This is a genomic window from Polaribacter marinaquae (genome assembly GCF_038019025.1).
Taxonomy (GTDB): domain Bacteria; phylum Bacteroidota; class Bacteroidia; order Flavobacteriales; family Flavobacteriaceae; genus Polaribacter; species Polaribacter marinaquae.
On the sequence record NZ_CP150496.1, the window covers coordinates 2,641,466 to 2,662,006 of the forward strand.

At 39.3% G+C, this 20,541-nt stretch carries 3 protein-coding genes; all 3 read left to right on the plus strand.

Annotated elements, in window-relative coordinates; genetic code table 11:
- Window positions 1-476: 476 nt before the first annotated feature.
- Genes WG950_RS11930 through WG950_RS11940 form a run of 3 tightly spaced genes read left to right on the plus strand, consistent with a single transcriptional unit; the run spans window position 477 to window position 20,530 of the window.
- Entirely contained in the window at window positions 477-17,630 is a 17,154-nt protein-coding gene (locus tag WG950_RS11930) for an MBG domain-containing protein (protein WP_340932642.1), read from the plus strand.
- Window positions 17,631-17,672: 42 nt separating this feature from the next.
- Window positions 17,673-18,593, plus strand: coding sequence for a PorP/SprF family type IX secretion system membrane protein (locus WG950_RS11935; protein WP_298949656.1), 921 nt, complete (start codon window positions 17,673-17,675; stop codon window positions 18,591-18,593).
- A 29-nt stretch (window positions 18,594-18,622) separates the two neighbouring features.
- Window positions 18,623-20,530, plus strand: a complete 1,908-nt coding sequence (locus WG950_RS11940; RefSeq protein WP_340932644.1) for an OmpA family protein — start codon at window positions 18,623-18,625, stop codon at window positions 20,528-20,530.
- The last annotated feature ends 11 nt before the right edge of the window (window positions 20,531-20,541 follow it).

The window sequence follows — 20,541 nt, forward strand, 5'->3', positions numbered from 1 at the left end:
TTATTGGGAACGCAGAAAAAAGTAGTGGAGAGTTTGGAGCCTACGTATCGGATAATACCATTACTCAGTCACTTACCACTCCTCAAAGTGTTAATGCTGTAATTTATCTTTATAAAGATGTTGTAGTTCCCGCGAATGCTTCTTCCATTTCGATGTCATTTAAGTTCAAAAATGAGTCTGTATCAGACAAACCCCCGCGTGTGTTTTTTGCGAAAACTTCTTTGTTTGAACCCACTCCAAGAACTAATGTCATTTATTCTGATTATACAACCATTACAAAAGTTTTAAATAACGAGCAAAATTGGGAACCATACACAAATACTGACCCATTAGTCAATGACCGACAAGTCACCTTCTCCTCACGTAATCTGGAACCAGGAGAAAGTTACAGAATCATGTTTGAGTGGTCAGCTCTTCAGCAGGGCAGTATTACCCAAACCTCGCCACCCACTATTTACCCTACGAACCCTAGGATTGTGACTAGCTCAGAAACCTATACTCCAGGAACGACTACTACCGTTAATCTAGTTTTTGACCAAGATGGGCAAAACTATGATATCGTATGGTCAGTAGAAGGAGGTTCCGAAATTCAATCAGGACAAGGAACGACCACAATGGTTGTCTATCATCCTTTAGGTGTTTCAGGTACGCAAACTTATAGCGCTAGACTTTTACCTAATCCACGTACCCCTACCTTCGAATCAAACGGGGTGAATAGTGGTTTAATAGCAATTGATGAAGTTTCATTAACATTTACAGGTGTTCCAAAAATTAATAATCTCAGCGCGAATACTGCACAAGTTGGAGCTAACGTAGTGATCAATGGTGAATATTTTGACCCGATACCGGCAAACAATATTGTTTACCTAGGAGGTATGAAGTGTGAAGTTGTTTCTGGTGACGCCAATTCACTTACGGTTACGGTTCCCTCTTATGTAGGTACTGCCTTTTTTACAGTGACCAACGCAAATACAAAGCTCAGTGCAGTATCACCTATTAAGTTTACACCCATAAATATAGCTTTAGCCAATGCAGTTTATGCGTCACACAGCTATAGTAATCTTACTTTTGAAAATCCAATCAGCTTCTCAACATCTTTTTCTTCAAGCTATGATCAAAAGTTTGCCTTAATGGATCTTGACATTGATGGAAAATTGGATGTTGTGAGCTTTGCAAGCAATGGCCAACCAAACTTTTTGAAAAACACAGCGGTAGCAGGAAAGTTAGATGCTTCAACTTTTGCAGCAGTATCAACCTTCACTGGCGTTTCTCCTACTTATACCCCCAATTCTTCTAGGAGTATACTTTTTGCTGATTTCAATAATGATGGCAAATTAGACATAGGCGCTTCAAATAATATCAATGATGGAGGTTTCATTAATCCGAACACATCAACTATCGGAACCGGAAGTCTTGGGAATAGTGAGTCGATCATGGCTTCTGGAAATAATTATAAGGTGAATGCTGCCTTCCTTCCTTTTGATATCAACAGAGATGGAAGATTAGATATTTTTGGAGTATCAACGGAGCAAGGAACGGTTAGACCTTATTATACTCAAAATACCTCAACAGCGGGTAACTTTGGGTTTGAAACCATTGAAAGCGAAAGAAGTTTCGATTTATCCTCGGCCTATGGAGGTGATTTTGGTGATTTTGATGGCGATGGAGCACACGATGCAGTTTATGGAGCCGATGGTTATGTTCTCTTGTTCAAGAACAACACACAGCAGGGAAATCCATTTGTCTCCAACTTTTCAATGCAAAGATTGGCGCTTTTGCCATTACCTAATATGTTTGGTATGGATAAGGCCTACACTGTTATGTTTTTCGATGTAGATGGTGATGGGAATCTCGATATTGTTGCAACGAATGCTACTAGACCGATATTACATATTTGGCGTAATTCCGGAAGCGATTTTGATGTAGAGCCGAGACAAGATTTCAAAATTAAAGACTTACGAAATACAGTAGGATTAACTTTAGGAGATCTAAACGGAGATGGTCGGTTGGATATTGTAACTTCTGATTATGTCAATGGATCAGGGTCAAAGTTTTCATATTTAGAAAACCAATCTACGAATGGTGCGGTGTCCTTTGGAGAATCCGTAACTATTATTCAGTCGGACGATAGTTATCAGCAAGTTGAAATAGCAGATGTTGATGGTGATGGTAAGGTTGATATTATCGGTGCTAATGTATCAAACGGTAGTCTAGATGTCTTTAGAAATAGAGTATTTGAATCAGGTAGTATTGCTGAAAATCAAGAGATTTGTATTGGAACCACCACTCAAGAGATTGCTTCATTAGCTCCTGGGCAAGTTATAAGTGGAGATATTGTTTACAGTTGGCAGAGTTCTACCACAGATGAAATCTCTGGGTTTTCTACTATTGCTAATGAAACAGCTGCCACTCTTGAGCCAGGCAACCTAACCCAAACCACCTACTTCAGAAGAGGAATTGCCAGTTCGGACGATCCAAGTTCGGTATTTTATACAGCCCCAGTAGAAATTAAGATTGTTCCTTTACCTACTATTACCGAGGCAGTTGATGTAACCATTTGTGGAACAGGTTCTGTGCCATTGGTTGCAACTACTTCTGCAGGTGAGACCTCTTTTGTTAATTGGTATGATGCACCAACTGGTGGAAATTTATTAGGTCAGTCTGTTTCCGGAGAAGTGTTCAATACCCCAGAGATTACTCAAAATACTACATTTTATGCAGAAGCAGAAAATGCTAATGGGTGTATTGCTGCAGCTAGAGAAGCTGTAGAAGCCATATTGAATTTGGCCATACCAACGGCTACGCTCGGTACATTTGAGGATACCAAATGTGATGCGGCAAGCTTTACCCTCACGGCATCTACCAGTTCTGAGGCTGTTATTAAATGGTATGATGCCGAGACAGAAGGAAATCTATTAAGAGAGGGCCCTTCATTTACAACTCCGGTAATTAGTGCCAATACCACTTATTGGGTAGAGGCAAGCAATTGTAATGGTGCTTCTACAAGAACTGCAATTCCGCTAACATTAATTCAAACGCCTTCGATTGTTGCAGCGCCAAGCCTTACCACTTGTCAGTTTAGTGACGTAGTACTCACAGCTGAAGCTTCTGCAGGAGGGGTTTTGAATTGGTATGAAAATCCAATAGGTGGTGTCCCGAACGCTGCTTATGCAACGATAAACAACTTAAGTGCAACGACCACCAGGTATGTTTCTGCTTCAATAACCGTAAATGGAGTTACTTGTGAAAGCCCAAGAACACCGGTGAAGGTAACGATGTTGGCGGGGCCTACGATTGGTTCAGGTAATAACCGTCAAGTTTATGGAGCTAATACTGTAAATCTTTCAGTGAGCTCAATTTCTCCAACTGATGCTCCAGTAAATTGGTATGCAGATGCAGCAGGAACCCAACTACTGTTATCAAATTCTACTACATATACTACCCCAGAAATTAGACAAACTACCACATATTACGCCATTGCGATTAGTCTTGAAACGGGCTGCCAATCAGCACCTCGTGCGATAACAGTTAATTATAGTGGGCCTTTGTACGATGCACTGGCGAATACCTTTGCCCTAACGGACCAAGAAAATGTAGTGGTTAAAGCAACTGGCTTAAGCAGACTTTCCACATCAACAGATTACTTATGGCAAAGATCAGATAATGGTGGGGTTTCTTGGACAAATCTTTCAGCTTCTACCGATGCTGGGATCACCTACAGCGGATTTTCTGGAAGAGGAGGTACAAGTGCGGCTTTGACTATTTCCAAGGCAGATGCCAAACTACATGGTTTTCAATATAGGCTCAAATTATATGGAACTAGAAATTCTGATTTTGTTTATACCAACCCCTCCACACTAACAGTAGCTGATGTCTACGGGGCTTGTGATGAGGGAGATATACCCATTTCTAATGTTACCTATACAGCGCCCAAGACAGGATTGACACTAAGTGGTGGCGTTGTATTTACCAGTGATAAAACACAACTGACGGATGGAAATTTACAGACAGGCTTGGTGGTTACTAATTCTGAGAGTTTTCCAGTTACCTCTGCCTTGAGTTTTGATGGAAATGATGATAATGTGTTTATTGGTCAGCCAGCTTCGATACAAGCTACAACGTCTGGAATTACTGTTGAAGCTTGGGTTTATCCCCGTTCATTTGACAATGATTGGTTTAAAAACCCGGTTGTTGAAAAAGATGGTCAATTTGGTCTACGAATAGGATCTAAAGTTGAGCAGGTTTTTAACCAATACGCAAATTGGGATAATAATTGTAGGTGTTATCTGGGTGGTTACGAAGATGTTGCGGTAGGTGGATCGGTGGCCTTTACAGTCGCTAATGGTACAAAAAATGACAGCTTTATAAGTGATGGCGAGACTATTCCTAAGAACCAGTGGTCTCACATAGCGGGAACTTATGATGCTTCAACAGGAAAAATAATAGTCTATGTAAATGGGGTGAAAATTGGTGAGAAAACGAACAACCAAGGTTTTACAACTTTAGGTACTGGTGGTAATTTAATTTTAGGAGGTTCTCCTAGTTCTAGCAGAAGATTTGAAGGAAATATGGATGAGGTCCGTATTTGGAATTACGTTAAGCCGCAATCCGAAATCCAATCTTCTATGTCTGCAGATGTCACGGAATCTTCTGGATTGGTCGGATATTATAAGTTTATGGAGGGAGTAGGAACTACACTTTCAGACCTTTCAGGAAATGGTGCAGATGGTATCTTGAACAATTTTTCATTCTCTGGAAACTCTAATTGGTCTACCTCCTCTGATATTACTGACACTAAGAAAGTAGCTTCTATTGTAGCAGATTTGGGTGCAACAGTCACAGTAAACGGAGTACGCCTATCAAATTTTAATGGTCTGTTAGATGGAGGAGCACCAGTCCAGCCCAATTTTACCGGGGGCTATTTGGAGTCGAGTACCGATGGAGTGAATTGGACAAGGCAAATCAATGCAATTCCTTCCCTACCATTAAACGGGCAAACCTTAGCCATTAATGATGTAACAGCACGTTATTTTCGATTTAGAAAAGAAGATCAAACAGACGGCGCTTATTATGGACTTTCTGAAATTACTTTTCTAGGTGGGGGCTATGAAACGGTTCCGTACATCAGAGAGGCATTGCCAGTAGAAAAGTATATACTGTCTGGCACAACGCTAGACCTTGCCAGTGAGGCTATGCCAATCTCTGGCGAAACAATTGCTTCTTATCAGTGGAGCACCAGCACCAGTCCATTAGACGGCACATTTACTGACCTAACCGATGGAGGTGATATTTCGGGAACAAATACATCTAATTTGATCATTTCGAATTATACCAATGGAACGCCTACCTATTATCGACTGACCGCTACCCAATCCAATGGTTGTGTAGTGAGTACGCAAGTTTTAGTTAATTTGGAAACCACCCCATACTATTCTACTTCTTCAGGCACCAATACATTAAACCAATTAGATTCTTGGACAGTGAATGAAGATGGTTCGGCAGGATCTGCTCCAGTAGCCTTTGCCGAAAATAAATTCTTTATACTAAAGAATTCTGGGGATGGAACTTATCAACTCGCTGCCGATTGGACAAACCAAGGAACGCTGAAGTTAAATGGGAATTCTTTATCCTTAAACAACACATACAGTGCGACGGTGAATAACATTGAAGACTTTAGTAATAGTGCCTATGTGAAAATGTTAGGTACTGGCTATCTGAAGTCTAATGTATCTAATGAACCAAAGGTTTTTCCTGTGGGTACTTCAACCAATTATTCTCCGGTAACCATTACCAATAATTTAGGAGCAGATGAGGTTTTCTCTGTTTCTGTTGCTGATGGTGTCACTAATCCAGGCTCAGGGGTTCAAGATTATCTAGCAAAAACCTGGAAAATTAAAAAAACAACGAGTACAATGTCTGGAGGTACCAATATTGATATTACTTTCGAATGGAACCCTGATGATGTGACAGGAACCCTACATGAGCCTATGGTGTTTTATGGTTCTTCAGCAACAACAAGTTCATGGTCAACCATAACTTCATCAAATTACTCAAGCATTGAACGTGGAGAAAATTCCATTACCATAAAAGGGTTTAAATCGATTCTAACATACTCTGATAGATATTTTATAATTAAAAATGCAGCACCAACAATCACTGCGTTTACACCCAAATCTGCAGGCTCTGATATGGAAGTTGTAATTACCGGTACTGGTTTTACAGGCGCAACAGCAGTCGCTTTTGGCGGTACTGCTGCTACTAGCTTTACCGTAGATAGCTCTACACAGATAACAGCAACAGTAGGGGCAGGGGAAAGTGGTAATGTAACAGTAACTACTCCAGGAGGAACAGTCAATAAATCAAATTTTTCTTACAAGTCAGCTCCGACAATTATTTCCTTTACACCAACTAAAACACAGGTGGGTCAACCAATTGTCATTACAGGAACGAACTTTAACAATGTAGCAGAAGTGAAAATTGGAGGGGTAGTGGCTGCTTTCAAGAGGAATTCTTCTACTCAAGTGACAGCTGTGGTTCCTGATGGAGAAAGTCCAGGATCGGTCGAAGTTACAGCCGAGGGTGGAACTGCTACAAAAACTGGTTTTGAATTGGGAATGCCGTTGGCGAAAGCCGAATCTATTGTGTCATGGTATCCTGCAAATGCCTCTACTTTAGACGAACCATATACCCAAAGTACCCGAAAAGAAGGAGCTATCCTTTCTGGTGAATTTACTTATTCTGGATTGACCGGTCGTTTTTCTTCAGATAGACTTAAGTTCGGTTTACCAACTGTGGTTGGTTCTACTTTGAATACAGCCACTGCACCTTACATAAGTTTGAAAATTAATACAGAAAGTTTGATAGATCTAGAGCGTATTGTCCTACAAGGCTATCATGCATCTCATCAAACCAAACTACAATTAAGATGGTCAATTGATGATTTTGCTTCATCATTAGGCGAATTCCAAGGCAAAACATTTAACAGTACTTCCTCAAATTATGAAACCAAGACAAATTCAAACAATTGGCGATATACTTCTTTGAGCTTGGCTTCTGCAGAGCCTATTGCTGGAAATGAAGAAATTGAGTTGAGAATTTATGTTTACGGAAACTACAGTACATCAGGTCATTTTTGTGTAGTTAATAACAACCCTGATTACTTATCTAATGACTCAAGCCCGGTAGAATTTAAAGATACCAATGATGCAATCACTGTAATTGGTACGACAAAAAATGACCCTGGACTAGCCACTGTTCTACCAATTGAGGCTATGCTTTCAGATCGATTGATGAGTTTCAATTCGCCAGTTTCAAACAGTTCAGGTGAAATTACAATGTCGATTCCTGAGGAAAGTAATGTAGCAGCTTACAATAATAACTATATAAATTTTCTAGGAATTGGTCGAGATACCTTGACAATAAAACAGGCAGAAACTCCAGATTACATGCCTGCGACGCAATTGGTACCTATCACTGTTAAGGATTACCCTGTGGTTGAATTCAATAGCCTGACTGCCTTTGTTGACGACGATCCTTTGACTTTATCGGTTAATTCACCGAGCCAAGGTAGCGTCACTTACCAGTCTAGCGATCCGAATGTAGCAACCATTTCTGGCAATACATTGTCCATTGTTGGCAAAGGGGTTGCACAAATCACGGCTCAGCAGGCTGCTGCTGGAGCTTATTTAGCTGCTTCAGCCAACGCTGTTCTGTTGGTGAAAGACCCAGTCAAACCTACGCCAACCGTAACTTGGATAAACACAGTTACCAAAAGTCTAGATGATTTGTCTTTTACCTTGGAGAAACCGCAAAGTAACAGTTCAGGATTATTTACCTATTACTCGAGCAATCCTCAAGTGGCCACAGTTTCGGGTCGAGAAGTATCTTTGGTGGGTAATGGAATTACCGTGCTGACGGCGGTACAGGAGGAAACCAGCAGTTTTAATGCTACAAAGGTAATTACCTTGTTGGTGGTTGCAGATAACTATAAGACTGCGGCAGGTTTAACCGGATTAATTAATTACACCAAAGTAGTAACAGATGCAGATTTTGATGTTGATGCACCAACATCTTCAAGCACTGCACCGATTATCTATGTGTTAGCCGATGATGAGATTGCCAGTATTTCAGGAAACAGAATTACGCTGAAGCGAGACGGTGTCACCAAGCTTTATGCTTATCAACAAGAAACAGGTACACATAAAGCAGCGGCGGTTGCATCAACCCTAACGGTGAACTTGCCAGAGGCTCCATCAATTTCATATAGCGATGCATTAAACCTTCCCATTGGGATTGCTATTACTCCAATATCGTCAGCTTCAAGTGCTGGAACCGTAACAAGTTATGAAGTTTGGCCACCTTTACCAGCTGGTTTAAGTTTGAACCAACAGACAGGTGAAATCACGGGTACACCGACTACTTTATCGGCCGAAACCAACTATCAAATTTCAGGCAGAAATTTAGGAGGAGTTTCAAATGCAGACTTTAGTTTGTCGGTGATTGATCTGCTGCCTTCTAATTTGAGTTATAGCACACCGCAAGTATTTACTAAAGGCCAAACCATTACTCCATTATCACCAAGTGTGAGTGGAGGGGCAGTTGTGAGTTATAGTGTAACTCCGGCTTTACCACTAGGTTTGAGCCTTAACACCATCACTGGAGAAATTAGTGGAGCGCCATTATTTATATCTGCTCAAGAAACATTCACCATTAAGGCAGAAAATACTGGAGGTGGAACTACCTTCGACCTCCAAATAACGGTTGAAGATTCAGTACCAACAAGCTTATCTTACCCAGCTCCTGTCGTGTTATCTAAAGGGGTTGAAATGGTAGAAGTTTTGCCGTTCCAAAATTCTGGAGGTGAAATAGCTGCTTTTACAGTCCAAGGAACCCCTTTACCTGCTGGGTTAATGTTAAATGCGCAAACGGGTGCAATATCAGGGACCCCAACAGTAATTGTAGGATCAACAAGCTACACTATTAGAGGTTCAAATTCTGCTGGTTTTGTTGATGGAACCATTCAGTTGATTATTAATGATGCACCACCTATTATTTCTTATTCAGATCCTGTTACAGTTACAAAGGGTGTTTTGATGACACCACTTCTTCCAACTAATACAGGAGGTGAAACCACAAGGTTTTCATTAGCGACTGCATTGCCACAAGGACTCAGTTTTAATACTTCCACAGGAGAAATTTCAGGAACGCCAACAGTGCTATCTCCTGCTGCGACATATACTATTACGGCCGAAAACTTGTTTGGAACGAGCGATTATGATTTGACCTTGGCTGTTGTTGATGTAGCTCCAAGTAATTTTACTTACCCACAGAATTCTATAATTGCTACAAAAAATGGGGTTATAAATTCTATGACACCAACTGCTTCGGGTGGAGCTATTGTGTCTTATACAATATCACCAGAGCTTCCAGCAGGAATTTTGTTCAATACTTTAACAGGAGAGGTTTCAGGTACACCTACTGTGCTATCTGAAAATACAACCTACACGGTGACAGCAACAAATACTGGAGGTAGTACTTCAACCACCTTTACTATTGTGGTGAATGATACGCCACCTTCTTCGTTAACATATGCATCATTTAATGATCTGACAAGAGGATTTTCGTTTAACTCTGGCACTCCGACAGCTAATGGAGGGCCTATCGTGTCTTTTGCGATTTCGCCTTCTCTACCAGCTGGTTTAACACTTGATGCTGTTACAGGTCTTATCAGTGGTACTCCGCAAGTGACAACAGGAACTTTGACTTATACAATTACGGCAACCAATAGTGGGGGTAATACAACTGCAACAGTTGCCTTTGCAGTAAATAAAGCGCCACTAACTATCAGCGTGAATAATGCGAGTAAAGTTTATGGTGAAGCTGATCCTGCAAATACGGTAAGCTATGATGGTTTTGTATTGGGAGAAGATGAAAATGACTTAAGCGGGGCTTTGGTATTTCAGAGAGAACCTGGAGAAGTAGTAGGTTCCTATGAAATTTCAGCAAGTGGTTTAACATCATCGACTGAATATGATATAACATATGAAACAGGTAACCTGAGCATTACAAAGTTACCAGTTACTGTTAGCGTTGCGGCTAAGAATAAAAATTACGGGGATGCTGATCCATCTTTGACTTTCGAAGCTGTGCCAGCTGTTGGAAGTACATTAGCGAATGGAGAAATGGTCTCTTTTACAGGTGCCATTGCAAGAGAAGTGGGTGAAGATGTAGGGGTTTATGCGATTACTCAGAATACGCTGAATAATAGTAATTATACCCTAAGTTTTAATGGTGCAGACTTTACCATTAATGCTTTACCTGTTGTTGTGTCAGCTCAGGCTAAGTCTAAGGTTTTTGGAAGTCTCAATCCAGATTTAACTTTTACAGCGGTACCAGCATTAGGTAGTAGTTTACCTAACGGGGAGACAGTAGCCTTTACCGGTGCTTTATCTAGAACCACAGGTGAAGATGTGGGTACTTATGTGATAGACAGAAATACACTTTCGAATAGTAATTATGCCATTACCTATAATGCTGCAGACTTTACTATCACGAAGCTTCCGGTTACTGTTACGGCGCAATCCAAAACGAAAGTTTATGGAGAGCAAGATCCAATATTAACCTACATGTCTATTCCTGAAGTAGGCCAAACACTTCCAAATGGAGATCTTGTCTCTTTCGAGGGAGATCTTTCAAGAGAAGAGGGAGAAGATGCTGGGGTTTATGCGATTACTCAGAATACACTGAATAACAGTAATTATCTTATAGCTTATACAAGCGCTGATTTTGAAATCACTAAAAGAAATTTGGTGGTCACTGCGAATAGGAAGGAGCGAGTTTATGGTGAATCAAATCCAACTTTTACGTTTACTTATAATGGTTTAGCAAATGGAGATATCAAGATGTCTACTGAACCAACAATCAGTTCGACGGCAACACAATTTTCCAATGTGGGAACATACCCAATTAGTTTAACGGGTGGAGCAGACTCAAATTATGAGTTTGTGCTTCAATCTGATTTACTAATTGTATTACCAAAGCTACTGACCATTACTGCAGATGCTAAGACTAAGGAGTTTGGAGAGGATGACCCTGAGTTAACGGTAAGTTATACCGGTTTTGTAAATGGTGAGGATGCTGAAGATCTCACAGGCACCTTAGCGATCAGTCGAGTTGCAGGAGAAGCAGCAGGCACTTATGCGATTACAGCTTCAGGTTTAACGTCAACGAATTATTCGATTACTTATGCACCAGGAGAGTTTACCATCAATTCTAAGTCGATAGCGGTTACGGATATTACCATTTCCCCTATCTCAGATGTGGTATATAGCGGATTAGCGCAAACGCCAAGTCCAGAGGTAAAAGATGGCGCTACCACCTTGGTAGAAGACACAGACTATGAGTTAAGCTATACGGCCAACACCAATGTAGGTACAGCAACGATTACGATTACAGGAATCAATGCATATGAGGGCAGTAGAACGGTAACCTTTAACATTACCCGAGCTCTACTGACTATTACAGCAGATGCTAAGACAAAGGAGTTTGGAGAGGATGATCCTGAGTTAACGGTAAGTTATACCGGTTTTGTGAATGGCGAGGATGCTGAAGATCTCACAGGCACCTTAGCGATCAGTCGAGTTGCAGGAGAAGCAGCAGGCACTTATGCGATCACAGGCTCAGGTTTAACGTCAACTAACTATGCGATTACTTATGCGCCAGGAGTGTTTACCATCACTGCTAAGTCGATTATTGATGCAGATATTACTGTTTCACCTATCTCAGATTTGGTATATAACGGAACAGCTCAAACGCCAAGCCCAGAGGTAAAGGACGGTACTACAGTACTGACTAAGGACACGGACTATGAGTTAAGCTATGCAGCTAACACCAATGTAGGGACAGCAACGATTACGATTACTGGAAAAGGGAATTACACTGGTAACAAGGTAGTAACCTTTAACATTACCCCAGCTCCACTGACCATTACGGCAGACGATAAGACAAAGGAGTTTGGAGAGGATGATCCTGAGTTAACAGTAAGTTATGCAGGATTTGTGAACGGCGAGGATAAGGACGACTTAACAGGAACCTTATTAATAAGTAGAGTATCTGGAGAGGCGGTATCAACTTATGCGATTACAGCTTCAGGATTAACATCGACAAACTACGATATAACCTATACTCCAGGAACATTTACCATTACAAGTAGACTTATTACTCAATCAGCTTTCATGGTATCTCCGATAACGGACTTAGTGTATACAGGATTAGCTCAAACTCCAAGTCCGTTGGTGAAAGATGGTGCTACAACCTTAGTAGAAGATACAGATTATGAGTTAAGCTATGCAGCATATACCAATGTAGGTACAGCAACAGTTACGATTACAGGTAAGGGTAATTACAACGGGACAAGAACAGTAACCTTTAATATTACCCCAGCGCCACTGACCATTACTGCAGAAGATAAGAGTAAGGTATTTGGAGAGTCAGATCCTGACTTAACGGTAAGTTATGTAGGTTTTGTGAATGGGGAGGATCAGAATGATCTATCGGGGACTTTATCTATCAGTAGAACTTCTGGAGAGACACCAGCTACTTACACTATCACAGCTTCAGGATTAACGTCAACCAATTATGTGATTACTTACGAAACAGGAGAGTTTACTATTGGTAGTAAGTCTATAACAGATACAGATATTAGAGTTGCTTCTATATCCGATTTAGTGTATACAGGATTAGCTCAAACTCCAAGTCCGTTGGTGAAAGATGGTGCTACAACCTTAGTAGAAGACACAGATTATGAGTTAAGCTATGCAGCAAATACCAATGTAGGTACAGCAACAGTTACGATTACAGGTAAGGGTAATTACAACGGGACAAGAAGAGTAACCTTTAATATTACCCCAGCGCCACTGACCATTACGGCAGAAGATAAGAGTAAGGTATTTGGAGAGTCAGATCCTGACTTAACGGTAAGTTATGCAGGATTTGTGAATGGGGAGGATCAGAATGATCTATCGGGGACTTTATCTATCAGTAGAACTACTGGAGAGACACCAGCTACTTACACTATCACAGCTTCAGGATTAACGTCAACCAATTATGTGATTACTTACGAAACAGGAGAGTTTACTATTGGTAGTAAGTCTATAACAGATACAGATATTAGAGTTGCTTCTATATCCGATTTAGTGTATACAGGTTTAGCTCAAACTCCAAGTCCGTTGGTTAAAGATGGAGAAATAATACTTGTTAAAGATACGGATTACACGCTATCATATCAAGATAATATCAACGTAGGCACAGCAACGGTTACCATTACAGGGATAAATGCCTACGAGGGCAGTAGAACGGTAACCTTTAACATTACCCGAGCTCTACTGACTATTACAGCAGATGCTAAGACAAAGGAGTTTGGAGAGGATGATCCTGAGTTAACGGTAAGTTATACCGGTTTTGTGAATGGCGAGGATGATGAAGATCTCACAGGCACCTTAGCGATCAGTCGAGTTGCAGGAGAAGCAGCAGGCACTTATGCGATCACAGGCTCAGGTTTAACGTCAACTAACTATGCGATTACTTATGCGCCAGGAGTGTTTACCATCACTGCTAAGTCGATTATTGATGCAGATATTACTGTTTCACCTATTGAGGACTTTGTTTACACGGGTCAAGGGATTACTCCTCCGTTAACGGTGAAGGATGGAGCAACTACTTTGGTACAGGGAACGGATTATGGATTAGATTACAGTAATAATATCAATGTTGGTATAGCTACAGTGACGATTGTTAGCTATGGCAATTACACTGGTAACAAGGTAGTAACCTTTAACATTACCCAAGCTCCACTGACCATTACGGCAGACGATAAGAGTAAGGTATTTGGAGAGTCAGATCCTGAGTTAACAGTAAGTTATGCAGGATTTGTGAACGGCGAGGATAAGGACGACTTAACAGGAACCTTATTAATAAGTAGAGTATCTGGAGAGGCGGTATCAACTTATGCGATTACAGCTTCAGGATTAACGTCAACCAATTATGTGATTACTTACGAAACAGGAGAGTTTACTATTGGTAGTAAGTCTATAACAGATACAGATATTAGAGTTGCTTCTATATCCGATTTAGTGTATACAGGATTAGCTCAAACTCCAAGTCCGTTGGTGAAAGATGGTGCTACAACCTTAGTAGAAGACACAGATTATGAGTTAAGCTATGCAGCAAATACCAATGTAGGTACAGCAACAGTTACGATTACAGGTAAGGGTAATTACAACGGGACAAGAAGAGTAACCTTTAATATTACCCCAGCGCCACTGACCATTACGGCAGAAGATAAGAGTAAGGTATTTGGAGAGTCAGATCCTGACTTAACGGTAAGTTATGCAGGATTTGTGAACGGCGAAGATAAGGACGACTTAACAGGAACCTTATTAATAAATAGAGTATCTGGAGAGGCGGTATCAACTTATGCGATTACAGCTTCAGGATTAACATCGACAAACTACGATATAACCTATACTCCAGGAACATTTACCATTACAAGTAGACTTATTACTCAATCAGCTTTCATGGTATCTCCGATAACGGACTTAGTGTATACAGGATTAGCTCAAACTCCAAGTCCGTTGGTGAAAGATGGTGCTACAACCTTAGTAGAAGATACAGATTATGAGTTAAGCTATGCAGCATATACCAATGTAGGTACAGCAACAGTTACGATTACAGGTAAGGGTAATTACAACGGGACAAGAACAGTAACCTTTAATATTACCCCAGCGCCACTGACCATTACTGCAGAAGATAAGAGTAAGGTATTTGGAGAGTCAGATCCTGACTTAACGGTAAGTTATGTAGGTTTTGTGAATGGGGAGGATCAGAATGATCTATCGGGGACTTTATCTATCAGTAGAACTTCTGGAGAGACACCAGCTACTTACACTATCACAGCTTCAGGATTAACGTCAACCAATTATGTGATTACTTACGAAACAGGAGAGTTTACTATTGGTAGTAAGTCTATAACAGATACAGATATTAGAGTTGCTTCTATATCCGATTTAGTGTATACAGGATTAGCTCAAACTCCAAGTCCGTTGGTGAAAGATGGTGCTACAACCTTAGTAGAAGACACAGATTATGAGTTAAGCTATGCAGCAAATACCAATGTAGGTACAGCAACAGTTACGATTACAGGTAAGGGTAATTACAACGGGACAAGAAGAGTAACCTTTAATATTACCCCAGCGCCACTGACCATTACGGCAGAAGATAAGAGTAAGGTATTTGGAGAGTCAGATCCTGACTTAACGGTAAGTTATGCAGGATTTGTGAATGGGGAGGATCAGAATGATCTATCGGGGACTTTATCTATCAGTAGAACTACTGGAGAGACACCAGCTACTTACACTATCACAGCTTCAGGATTAACGTCAACCAATTATGTGATTACTTACGAAACAGGAGAGTTTACTATTGGTAGTAAGTCTATAACAGATACAGATATTAGAGTTGCTTCTATATCCGATTTAGTGTATACAGGTTTAGCTCAAACTCCAAGTCCGTTGGTTAAAGATGGAGAAATAATACTTGTTAAAGATACGGATTACACGCTATCATATCAAGATAATATCAACGTAGGCACAGCAACGGTTACCATTACAGGGATAAATGCCTACGAGGGCAGTAGAACGGTAACCTTTAACATTACCCGAGCTCTACTGACTATTACAGCAGATGCTAAGACAAAGGAGTTTGGAGAGGATGATCCTGAGTTAACGGTAAGTTATACCGGTTTTGTGAATGGCGAGGATGATGAAGATCTCACAGGCACCTTAGCGATCAGTCGAGTTGCAGGAGAAGCAGCAGGCACTTATGCGATCACAGGCTCAGGTTTAACGTCAACTAACTATGCGATTACTTATGCGCCAGGAGTGTTTACCATCACTGCTAAGTCGATTATTGATGCAGATATTACTGTTTCACCTATTGAGGACTTTGTTTACACGGGTCAAGGGATTACTCCTCCGTTAACGGTGAAGGATGGAGCAACTACTTTGGTACAGGGAACGGATTATGGATTAGATTACAGTAATAATATCAATGTTGGTATAGCTACAGTGACGATTGTTAGCTATGGCAATTACACTGGTAACAAGGTAGTAACCTTTAACATTACCCAAGCTCCACTGACCATTACGGCAGACGATAAGAGTAAGGTATTTGGAGAGTCAGATCCTGAGTTAACAGTAAGTTATGCAGGATTTGTGAACGGCGAGGATAAGGACGACTTAACAGGAACCTTATTAATAAGTAGAGTATCTGGAGAGGCGGTATCAACTTATGCGATTACAGCTTCAGGACTAACATCGACAAATTACGATATAACATATACTCCAGGAACCTTTACGATTAATAGTAGGTCAATTACGGAAACTGATATTACAGTAGCTCCTATAGCAGATCTTGTATACAATGGATCGTTACAAAGGCCTAAGCCTATTGTGGAAGATGGTTCAAACCTATTAGAGGAAGGAATCGATTATAAATTAAGTTATAGTGATAATATCAATGTAGGACAAGCGATGGTAACGATTACAGGGCTTGGTAATTATGATGGTAGTAGAACCGTAAGGTTTATGATTGTACCAAAGGTTATAGAAATTTTAATACCAGATCAAGAGAAAGATTATGGTGCTCAAGATCCTGTATTGGTATTTACAGCAGATCCTGTACTTTTTGGTTCGGATGAATTTACAGGGGTGTTATCACGAGAATCAGGTGAGGCTGTAGGAGAGTATTTAATATCCTCTGGGACTTTAAGTGCAGGAGATAATTATACTTTAAATATTCAGTCAGATGCTATTTTTAGGATTATTAGAATTGATAGTGACGGAGACGGTGTTGCGGATGATATAGAAGAGACAGATGGAACAGACCCGTTAGATACTTGTGATTTTGTATTGGCAAGTCAAACATTTCCACCGAGTATAGCTTGGGACACAGCAGACTGTGATATTGACGGAGTAACCAATGCCGAAGAATTGATAGATGGTACTGATCCATTGAATTCAGATAGTGATGGAGATGGAGTTGTAGATGGTTATGAGAAAACAGATGGTACAGATCCATTAGATTTTTGTTCATCAGTACCATCTAGAATTACAGAGTCATTATCTGATGAATTTTTGTTTAGTGACTGTGACGGTGATGGTTTGAGTAATGGAGATGAGATTGGATTAGATCCAAAAAATCCAATTGGCTCAAATGGTAATGGTATTTTTGATTATTTAGAGTTCAATAATTATAGACCTTCGGCAGAGGATAATTTAGAGGTTTTTAATTTATTGACTCCAAATGGAGATGGCCAGAATGATGTATTTGTGATCCGTAATATTGAGTTGTATCCGGAGAATATTTTAGAGATTTACAATCGTTGGGGATCTAAGGTTTATAATGTATCGGGATATGGGCAAAATGGAAATTATTTCACAGGTGTTTCCAATGGAAGAGGAGTAATTTCACCATCATCATTATTACCAACAGGCACATACTTTTATATTTTAAAATATAAATCAAGTTCAGGAGATTTTAAAGAGCGCAAGGGTTATTTATATTTAACTAGATAGATTGTTTTAAGATATAAGATAAATTGTAAAAATTAAAAATAAATGAAAAAAATAGTCACACTTGTTATTATACTTATAAGCGGATTGAGTTACTCTCAGCAAGATGCTCAGTTTAGTAACTATATGTATAACACGCTGAGTTTTAATCCGGCGTATGCTGGTTCCCGTGGTACGACAAGTATTTATTTATCACAACGTTCTCAGTGGATTGGTTTGGATGGAGCACCGACAACGAATGCTCTTTCGTATCATTCCCCTTTAGGTTCTTCTAATTTAGGTATTGGGTTGAGTTTTTTAAATGATGCGATAGGGCCTGTTGAAGAGAATTTAGTTTCTTTAGATATGAGTTATACGATCCAAACGTCATATGATTATAAATTAGCCTTTGGATTACGAGCGAGTGCTCATATGCTGAATGTAGATTTCAACCAGTTAAATATATTTAACCCAGGGGATGTATTGGCGCAGAATAACATTAATAATCGTATTTCTCCGAACTTTGGTTTTGGAGTGTTTTGGTATTCAGATAAGAGTTATTTAGGATTTTCAATTCCTAATTTATTACAGACCAAACATATTAATAAAAACTTAGGAGCATCTGTAAGTTCGATATCTAAGGAGCGTTTGCATTATCATTTTACAGCGGGTTATGTATTTGATTTAAGTCAAGATGTATTATTTAAGCCTGCATTGTTGACAAAGTTTGTTTCGGGTTCTCCATTACAATTGGATGTATCGGGAAATTTTCAGATATATGATAAGTTTACTATAGGAGGGTCATATCGTATAGATGCAGCTGTGAGTTTATTAGCTGGCTTTCAGTTAAGCAGGAATTGGTTTTTAGGTTATGGTTATGATTTTGACACAAATAATCTATCTACGTTTAATTCAGGTTCACACGAGGTTTTCCTACGTTATGAAGTATTTAGGAATAGCAATATAAAAGCACCGCGATTCTTTTAAAAAAAAAAAACAAAAACCACAAAATAGAGATGAAATTACATTTTAATTATATTACACTTTGCTTACTATTAGTAAGTGGATTTATATATGGTCAACAAGAAAGAGAAGTAAGAGCTAATTCAAAGTACAATAGTATGTCTTATACTGAGGCCATATCTCTTTATAAAGGTTTGGTTGCAGATGGTTATGGTTCTCCGGAGTTATTTGAGAATTTAGGGAATTCATATTACTTACAATCTAATTATTCGTTAGCTAGAGTAAGTTACGATTCATTATTTAAAAGAACGAAGGATGTTTCTAAGAGCACGTACTATAGATATATCAATGTGTTGCGAAGTGAGAAAGAAGATAAGAAGGCAGATAAGTTGTACGCTACATTATTAAAGAAATACCCACAGGAGAATATAGAAGAGAAACTTAAGAATCGTATTTTTTTAAGTCCAGAAGTACTTGTTGTTTCTTCGGTTACTCTAAAAAACTCAAAGATTAATTCTCCATATTCAGATTACAAGGTTTCATATCTAGGAGAAGACAAGATTGTTTATTCAAGTAGCAAGGAGACAAAGAGTTTTTTATCTACCAAATCTATTTGGAATAATGAGGCTTATACGAACCTATATGAAGTTAGTATTGATGGAGATAGCCTTATAGGTGAAGTTTCCAAATTAAAAGGTCGCATCAATAGATTTTACAATGAATCTTCAGCCGTTTTCACAAAAGATGGTAAAACCATGTATTTTACTAGAAACAATCATTTAGCAAATCAAGTAAAGACAGATTCTTTAGAAAATGTTTTACTAAAAATATACAAAGCAAGGTATAATGGGAAGCGTTGGGTAGATATAGAAGAGTTACCATTTAATAGCAACCAATACAACTGTGCACATCCGGCCTTGAGTCCTGATGAGGATTATTTATATTTTTCATCAGACATGCCTGGAACGAAAGGAGAATCTGATTTGTATAGAGTATCTATAAGTGATAACACCTATGGTACGCCAGAGAATTTAGGAGCTCAAATAAATACGTTAGGTAGAGATACTTTTCCATTTATCACCTCAGAGAATGTTTTGATTTTTTCTTCGGATTATAGAAAAGGTCAGGGAGGATTAGATTTGTATTATACAGATTTAAAAAGTACGAATAAAAGAGTCTATACTTTTAGCGCCCCTATCAATTCTACTTCTGATGATTTTGGCTTGGTTTATAAAGTCTCAGAAGGTACAGGTTTTATCTCTTCGAACCGTAAAGAAGACAATGTAGGTTCAGATGATATTTATGAGTTATCAGGATTAACGATTCCAAAATTGGAAAATTTGACAGTAATGATCAAATCGAAGAAAGGGAGTGATGTAATAGGAAATACATCGGTTACCTTATCAAATGAAAATAACAGTATTTTAGGCACTATAGTTGCAATCAACAATGAATTATCTTTAAAGGATTTAGATCCATCAAAGACCTACAGATTGGAGGTAAACAATGAGAATTATCAACCATATGCTTCCTCACTACAATTTAAAGGCACCAATACAACTACTATTTATCTTACAGAGAAAGCGGTACCACCAGCAGCAGTAGACTTGCAAGATCTCTTAAAGTTAGAGAATATTTACTTTGATTTTGACAAGCATGCAATTAGAAGCGATGCTGCAATTGAGTTAGCTAAGATTGTAGAGATATTAAACAGATATCCAGTAATAAACTTAGAGATCTTAGGTCATACGGATCTTCGTGGACCGGCATTGTATAATGAGAGATTATCTCTTCAAAGAGCAACATCTGTAAAACAATGGTTGGTAGATAGAGGGATCTCATCAGATCGAATAACCACCATTGGTTATGGAGAGAAACAGCCTATCAATGATTGCGAAAGAAATAACTGTACAAAAGAAAAACACGATCAAAACCGCAGAACAGAGTTTTTAATCAAATAAAAAATATTGTA

Coding starts and splice junctions, on each gene's coding strand:
- WG950_RS11940 (WP_340932644.1), top strand. CDS start 18,623: ATGAAATTACATTTTAATTATATTACACTTTGCTTACTATTAGTAAGT.
- WG950_RS11935 (WP_298949656.1), top strand. CDS start 17,673: ATGAAAAAAATAGTCACACTTGTTATTATACTTATAAGCGGATTGAGT.